The sequence below is a fragment of the Polyangium jinanense genome (assembly GCF_028435365.1).
The window spans coordinates 22,582-30,451 of the sequence record NZ_JAGTJJ010000021.1; the positions used below are offsets into that span (position 1 = coordinate 22,582).

At 66.0% G+C, this 7,870-nt stretch carries 3 protein-coding genes; all 3 read right to left on the minus strand.

Annotation, left to right across the window (positions count from 1 at the left end):
• Nucleotides 1-108: 108 nt before the first annotated feature.
• The 3 genes from KEG57_RS28550 to KEG57_RS28560 all read right to left on the minus strand — a co-directional run bounded on the left by KEG57_RS28550 (nt 109) and on the right by KEG57_RS28560 (nt 7,521).
• Complete coding sequence (locus tag KEG57_RS28550; RefSeq protein ID WP_272458976.1) at nt 109-1,224, minus strand: SEC-C metal-binding domain-containing protein; 1,116 nt, start codon at nt 1,222-1,224, stop codon at nt 109-111.
• 195 nt (nt 1,225-1,419) lie between these two features.
• Nucleotides 1,420-3,972 carry a hypothetical protein gene (locus tag KEG57_RS28555; RefSeq protein ID WP_272458977.1) on the minus strand — a complete coding sequence of 851 codons (2,553 nt, stop codon included), beginning with the start codon at nt 3,970-3,972 and terminating at the stop codon, nt 1,420-1,422.
• A gap of 12 nt (nt 3,973-3,984) precedes the next feature.
• Complete coding sequence (locus tag KEG57_RS28560) at nt 3,985-7,521, minus strand: carboxypeptidase-like regulatory domain-containing protein (protein ID WP_272426793.1); 3,537 nt, start codon at nt 7,519-7,521, stop codon at nt 3,985-3,987.
• Between the last annotated feature and the right edge of the window lie 349 nt (nt 7,522-7,870).

The following is a 7,870-nucleotide window of genomic DNA, read 5'->3' on the forward strand; positions in this document are numbered from 1 at the left end:
GCAGCCCCAGGAGCCCACGAGGACGTACTCACGCTTGCACTTCACGATGATTGTGTCGCCCGTCGTCGAGACCTGCAACGAGTGCGACCAGCGGCACCCGCTCCCACTTCATGAAGGTCGTCCTGACAATCCGTTTGGCTGGCCAGGTGGTTCGGCCGCCTCCGGCTGCGCCACGGATGCGCTGCCACCGCGCAGTGAAGCCTCACGCATACCTCGCTCCGCGTCTTCGTGCTTCGTGACGCGGTATCGCACCGCATCCCCCACCAGCGCCTCCACGAGCGCCCGGGCACGCTCGCCGCGCTCGCGGGAGTTCGTCTGGATTTCCAGCCGCTCGCCTTCGATGCGCAAAGAGGCGATGACAACCTCTCCCGCCCGCTGCTCGCCGCTTGCAATCCAGGTCCAGCGATACGCGTCGTCGTCCCGCTGGAGACCCGGCGCGCGGTCGAGCTCGGATACAAGCTTGCGTTCGTCGAGCACGTCGAAGTACCCCGTCGTGAAGAGGAGACGGTCGCCATCGTGGTTGACGAGTTCTGGCATCCTCGGGGTGAGCCAGACCTCGAAGAAGAAGGGGGCGAGGCTCGTTCGGAAATCTGCGTCATCGAGCTCGGCGCGTGCCTTTTCGAGATCCATGATCAAGGCGCCCCGGAGGTGGCTCGGGAGCGGCAAGAGGCCACCATCGAACTCCGGAGAACCCGACGCGCCCTGGGCAAAGACCCGCGCGGCGACGAGATCCCACGGGCGCACGGCACGCGACGCGCTCCGCTCGCGGACACGTACCTCGCCGCCATCGAGGACATTGCGAACGGTCACGCACGCACCCGGTTCAACTGCGACGACCTCATAGAGTATCATGGCGCTCGCGCGGCCCATCTCGAGGTATCTCCGCTCTCCCGCGCGGAGGTCACGATCGTGTTCGAGAAGGTGCTCGGCCAGCGTGACGCCCGCGTGATTCTGCGCGTCGAAGAAGAGCCACCACTGGAAAGCACACTCCGCCATGTCGTGCAGAATGGCGTCTTCGTACTTGTCGCGGAGGGGCACGAGGTCGCCCCAGAACCCCTCCCGCGACCCCTCCAGATCGTCTTCATCGACCGAGTCGAGCAGTCGCCCGAGCGCGGATACGCGATCCGCCGCCGTGTATGCCGCGGCAGCCGTCGCCACGCAGCACTTCTTGTACTTGCGTCCACTGCCACAGGGACAGGATTCGTTGCGCCCGATCTTCGCCATCGGGGACAAACCTACTCCATCCGCGCCGACAAGGGAAGGGCAAGGTTTGTCGCCGCCGTCGCGGCGTTCGCCCAGGAACATCTCCGCGCCAAGTTGCCCCAGCCCGCCCCCCCTGTCCGCGGACCCGAGAGCGGATCCGCGGTGCCGATGCGTTCGTCGAGGTGAGCGGGACCTACCCCATTGCGCTCCCGTGGCTCAGGAGACGCCTCCAGGGTCCTTCGACAGGGTGACCGTGAGGCTCACGTGCGCCCCTTCGAGCGCGAACTTCGATTGCAGCACGACGCCCCCGATTTTGACGGTCTGTCCCGCAGGTGGGTACATCCAAAGGGTCCCGAGCAGCGCCTGCAGGACCGGCGTTTCGGAGTCGTGGAGGCGGGCGTCGGGGTTCTGCGGCTCCGTGACGGTGGAGAAAAACGGCAGGTTGCGCGGGAGCTGGTCGAAGATCGCCAGGGCGAGCCCCGCGTAATGGAGCGCCTGGTCCTCGGTCATGTTCATCGTCTTCAAGATTCGCTTGAATCGCTCCAGATTTTTCCGGGACGCTTCGGGGATCGGAGCGCGGATGACGCACGTCTCGGTCTCGCTGTCCGACGCGAAGCCGCTGAGGAATCGACGCTTGACGGAGAACCACACGTCGAGCGAGAAATCGCGCAATCGCTCGTATTGATCCTGTAGCTGCTTCACGCTCCTCTTCAGCGCGCTCGGCGCCTCCTGAAGTTGACGAACCCGAAGGAGCTGCTCCGGTGACTGCATGAGCGCGAGCGCCAGGGAATAGACCGGGAGCTTGGCGGCCTTCTTGATCGCCTGGTTCATCGCGCCCGGCGAGACGTTCAACTCCGCCAGACGTTCCTTCAGGGCGTTGTAGACGGTCTGGACAGGCGTCTTAATGGCCGGCAACGTCGCGCCGAGCGCGGTGGTCGCCCCCTGGAGGATGAGGTCTTTCACCTCCTGCGGGAGCACTTCGAGCTCCCAATCCATGTATTCGGGCTCCGTGCTCTTGTCCGTCCAGTACACGAGGCGCGCCTGGCCCGTCGTGTCAATCTCGATGGCCCAGACCACGCCCTCCATCCACCCGACCGTACCGCTGTTGAAATACGTCGTTTTGAACTGCGGCTCGAGGATGTCGGGAGTTTCGAGCTGGATCGTTTTGATCACCCGCGACAGGGGAGGCACCAGGGCCGCGATGTTGTCCAACTTGAAATGCGGCTGGCTATGTGGGTTGTGCGTGTGACCGATGCAGATGTGATGGATGTGATGGCGCTTCAGGTACTCCGCGATCCCGGAGGACGAGAACAGGTCGAGCTCGTTCCGGCTCTGGGCCGGCGTGATCTCCTGGTTGCGCTCCGGGTCCCAGTAGTTCAGCGCGATGCCGAAGGTGCCATACAGGGCCGCGACGCTCTCATAGAACATGATGTTGTCGAGGAGCACCCGCTGCTCGTTCGGCATATGCTGCACCTGATGGGCGAAGCGCACCGCCGAGCTCCGCGCGGGCCAGGAGTCGAAGACCGGCCAGCGCGAGAAGAGGTCGTCGAATTCGAGGAGCGGGTTGCCGTTCCACGCAAACCCACGCAAATCCAGGAACGGATCCATCTTCTTGTCGACGTAGGTCGCCACGGTATTGGAGATGAGCTGCCCCAGGATCTGGTTGTTCGCCGAGTTCCAGGGGTCGAACTGATGGCCGTGGCACACCAGCATGCGGCATTTCTCGGTGTAGGCGCCGGCATCGAGGCCGAGGCGCCCGATGAGCAGGTTGTCGCGTAGCTGCTCCTTGGTCGTCTGGCCGACGAGGAGCTTCGCCGCGTCCGTGAGCACGTCGGCGATGCCCTGCTCCATCATCGTCTTGACGCCGTCGATGACGAACGCGTCGTAGAGCTGGAAGGGGCCGGAGTTGTTCTTCTCCATCTCCGTCTTGAGCACTTGCCAGACGGAGTCGTCGGTGCCGGCTTTTCTCAGGTAAGAGTCGTGATTGCCGTACGTGCGGAAATAACGCCCCTGCTTGTGGAGCGTGCGCAGCCGTTCGAAGATGCTCGGGTGCGTGCTGACGATTTCACTGAGCTTCGCCGCGATGTCGAGCGAGCCGTCGCTCTTGCGGGGGTATTCCTGGATGCTGCGAATGAACCAGAGCTCCTCGCAGTCCCCTCCCTCGATGACCGTGTACCCGTTCGTGATGGCGTAGTCCAGGATGCGCTGGTAGAGCTGGGCATTGCGCTTGAAATGGTCGATGGATCCCGACTGGAAGAGCCCCTTGTCGTCGGTCGCGGCGTCGCGATGCACGTCGCTGAAGATGAGATACTTCCTCGCCGTCCCCGGGCCCGACCCCGGCGACGGCGGCGGGAGCGTCTTGACCGTCCAATCGGCCGTCGTGCCGTCTTTGATCTTCCACACGATCGGGGTGCCGTCGCTGCCGCGTTCCGGGGAGCTTTGCTCCGCAAAATGGAGGTTCCACCACCGCTGCGCTTGCCGCTTCGCCGTGCCCGGCATGGACGCGAGGATGAGCGAGAGCCCGAGCAGCGGGTTCTCACAAGCCGTCTCGATCAGCTCGAGCTCCTGCGGACGATCCGGCGCGGCGATCAAATTCGTCAGCAGGGTGGACCAGGCCGAAAGCTGCTCCGGGGTCACGGTGACGTTCGGCGCCGTTTCGAAGTAGCTCTTCCACTGCTGGAGGAGCTTGGCCATGTCGTCGGTTTCGGACGCCGGCAACGCTGCCAGGACGCCGAGCGCTTCGAGCACTTGCGGGAAGTTCGGTGACATTCCGGTCTCCTCTCAGGGCAGCGCGTCGTAGCGGTTCATCACGCGCTTTACGTAGTCGTCATCGGCGACGGTATCGAGGTCGCCGGCCAGGGTGGAGGCGGCCCCGCCCTTATTGTGCATGTATGCCGTGATCTGGGCTCGGGTCCGCGCATCCAGCCCGAGGCTTCCGGTCGTGTTCCAGTTGCTCCGGATCGCGTGGCGCCCCATCTTGAATCCGGTGTCATCGGTCAACGCATTGCGGAGGAGCTGACCTTCCGGCGTCAAGAAAATGCTGCGGTTGACGAAGCCTTGTTTGTGCTCTTCGAAGTATGGTTCGCGCAGGTACGTCTCAACGTCCGATTGCGCGAGGCGGAGACGGGCGATGTTGGCCGCAGCGTGGGGGTGGGTCGTTGGATTGCAGAGCACCGCCGCGTTTCCGCCCGTTCCGAGCGCCAAGAGGTGCCGGCGTAGCTGCCCGGTCCGAAACATCGCTTCGATGTCGTCGGGCCCGAGGCCGGTCGTGGCGCGCACCGCCGCCGCGTGGGCCGTCACGTAGGCCGCGATCTGCGTCTTCAGCGCGGCCTCGGTCGTATTCGCCGCGACCGCAGCGGTGATCTCCTCGAATCTTTCCACCGTCGCCACCGCTCTGTCGCGCAGCGCCTGCAGGCGGGTGGTGCTGAGGCCGTAAAAGGTGGCGAAGGTCGTCGAGCCGAGGAGCGTATCGAGCGCCTTGCTGCCGACCACCTGCGCTGAGCCCCACGAAGCGGGGGTGCCGGACGCATTGCGCAGGAGCGCCGGAATCTCCCCGGTCGAGACGCCTCCCTCCACCGCCTCGATCGCGCGAATGAGCCGCGTCAGGTCCGCGTCCGCGAAGGTGGGTCGCTTCGGCCCCGCGAAAACGAGCACGCAGTTCGGGTTCGGTGCGGTGGGCGTGGAGAATGCCGGATCCTCGAGGATGCGCCGGGCCCGGCCGCCCGCGCCGGGATTGATGACGAAGTCGGGCGCCTTCGCCGCGAGGCCGGCGAGGGTCTGCTGAAGCAGCCCGATCGCCGCAATCGTCGCCGTGAGCGTGGCCACGGGCGCGGACCCACCCACAGACGGATCGACCCGCTCGACGAAGTAATCGACGCCGCCGAGCAGGCCGAGCTCGAACAGCCGGTCCTGCACGGGGCGCACGTCGGCACGCGCGTTGACCCCGGCGGTGCCGACCTTGTCGCCGAGCGTGAGCTGCACGCTGCGCGGGATCACCGGCCAGATGAGCGAACGGAGCGTCTCCGAGAACGGCGCGACACGTGGCTGCTGCGGCGCGCCGAGCATCAACGCCTGCCAATCTCCGATGGCCGCGATCGTGTACGCGATCTGATGGTCGTGGAGACGCGTCTCCTCCGCGTCGGGCACGGCCCTCGATTCAACATCGAAGTCCTCGTCGGTGAGGAAGCCGAGTCCATGCAGGCGCCGCTGGATTTGCAGAACGTCTCCCGGAGTATTGTTTCCGTCGTACCCCACGGAATCGACGAGCTCGATGGGCGTACGCAGGGCGCCCAAGCGGTCCTCCAGGGCGACGAGCTCCGGGCTGCGCGCCTCCACCCGCTCGAGCACGGGCGCGGCCTCGCCGAGCAGCGACGCACGGAAGCGCCGGATCGCCTTGCGCGTCGCCACGAGCTCGGAATCGCTGATCCGGCCGGCGCGCGCGGGATCCACAGCCTCGGCTTCGAAGTCCGGATCGGCAAGGAGCCGCATCGCGTGCAGCCGCTCCTGGAGCGCGCGCACGTCGGCCGGAAAGTTCCACCCATATGTGCCGACGGATCCGGTGAGATTCAGCGGATGCCGGCCAAAATGGAGCGGATCGACGAGGAGCTGATGCGTCTCGTCTCCGGGCTCGATGAGCCGCTGCGCCGTCCAGGGGCTGAGGTCCGCGGCGGGCGGGAGCTCGAAGACGCGCCGCCGGAGTTGCTCGATCGCCGCGAATGTCGCCACGAGCGTGGTCACGTCCAATGGGCCCGCGCCTTCGAGGTCCACAGCCTCGCTCTGATGATCCGCCTCGGCGAGAAAACGCAGACCGCGCAATCGATCCTGCACGGCACGAACGTCGGCGCGCGCGTTCACGGCGCCGGCGCCGACCGAGCTGGTCAACACGAGCGGGCCCCGTTGCTCGGAGACGAGCGAAAGCGCGACGGCCGTGTGCACGACGTCCGCCTGGTCGATCCGCTCGGTCGCGTAGGGGTCGGCGCGCTCCGCGTCGAAATCGGCCTGCGAAAGGAAGCCAAGAAGCAGAAGGCGCTCCTGCAGCCGGCGGACGTCGGGCGGCCGATTCGCAGCCGCCATGGCTGGACCCCACCCGACCATGCCGGTGAGCTCGAGCCGCGGCGGGCGATTCAAGCGCTGCAGCGCAGAATCCACCGGGTCGACCAGCGATGGAGCGGGCGCCGGCTCGCCGAGCCGCGTCTGGCGTAGGGCCGAAATGGCTGCGAGGGTCTGTGGGATGCTCGTGTCGGCGACGCGGCCGTTCTCGTTCGTGGCGGCGACCACCGCGCGCTCCACCTGATGCGCGGCGCCCGATAGAAACCCGAGCCGATGCAGCCCATCCTGCACGCGGCGGATGTCGGCGGGGCGATTTCGGCCATGGGTGCCCACGCTCGCGGTGAGCGGGAGCGGCTGCCGCCCGAAGACGAAGGGGTCATTCAGCAGATGTTCGTTCCGCGCGCCGGGTACGATCGCGCGCAAGGCTCCGCCCGCCACGTCCCTGTCGAAGGCCATAATCGCGGCCATCGTCTGCGGCTTGGTTGCGAGAGCCACCGGGCCCGCAGCGGTGACATCCGTGTACTCCGCGACATGCTGGGCGCGGGAGAGCCGCCCAAGTTGCTGCAGCCGCTCCTGCACGGCGGCAAAGGACGCGGGCTCGTTGCGGGGGACGGAGGCGTCGGCATCGGGGAGCTCACCCACCGCCGAGCTCAGGCCGATATGGATGAGAGGAAACGGTGGATCCATTGCGAGAGCCGCGACGGTCGGACCGGTGGGCTCCACACGAATCGAAGGCAGTGGGCGCCCGAACGACGCGGTGAAATGCGTTGCGAGCGCGGCGAGCAGGCGCGGTCCTGGCTGCATGGGCGGTGAGGCCGCGAGATCGATCGGCTCCGCCGCGACGTCGGCGTCGGTGAGGCGGCCGAGCCGATGGAGCCGATCCTGCACGCGGCGCACGTCATGGGGTCGGTTGTCACCGCCATCCCCGACCGATGCCGTCAGGCGGAATGGCACGGGGAGTTGCACGTCGCCGAGCAAGTAGGGAGGGCGGCGCGTCTCGACGATGCGGCGCTCCCCCTCCCGCGCCTCTATAATAATGAGGTACTCGTCCGGGGCGGCAGCTCCATCGAGCTCGAAGCGGCCCTCGTCGTCGGTCGTTATCACCGAAAGCTCACTGCCGCTGAAAGCGCCGGTAGCGAGCATTCGCACCGAAGCCCCCACGAGCGGCACGCCAATCGGATCGATCACACGCCCGGTGATGAGCCTCCTCGGATCTGTGCTTCCGAAGATCCACGAGACGACGCTGAAGACCTCGTTGACGATGGTCACAGGTGGACTCCTCGTAACAGCGGTCCCGTGGAGGCCACGAATAACGCTACGTTACGGATGACGGGTAGGTTATCGACACCGGAGCGATAAGAATATGCTGGCGTTCGATGCGCGCGAGACCGGTGAGGTCGCATATCGAGCCCGCACATTGGCGAATTTAGAATGGCACGTCAAGGTCTCGGGATTCGAAATTCAACAAACGACAAAAAGCTGTTTGGTGATTGCCTCGTGCCACGATTCCGTGTAGCGTTGCCTCTGGCCGCCGCCACCGCGGATTACTTATCCGGCTTTCTTCAACTTAGGCCACTGGGCGCGCGATTTCAGGCGCCGCTGGCCTCAACATCTTGGA

Coding starts and splice junctions, on each gene's coding strand:
- KEG57_RS28550 (WP_272458976.1), bottom strand. CDS start 1,224: ATGGCGAAGATCGGGCGCAACGAATCCTGTCCCTGTGGCAGTGGACGC.
- KEG57_RS28555 (WP_272458977.1), bottom strand. CDS start 3,972: ATGTCACCGAACTTCCCGCAAGTGCTCGAAGCGCTCGGCGTCCTGGCA.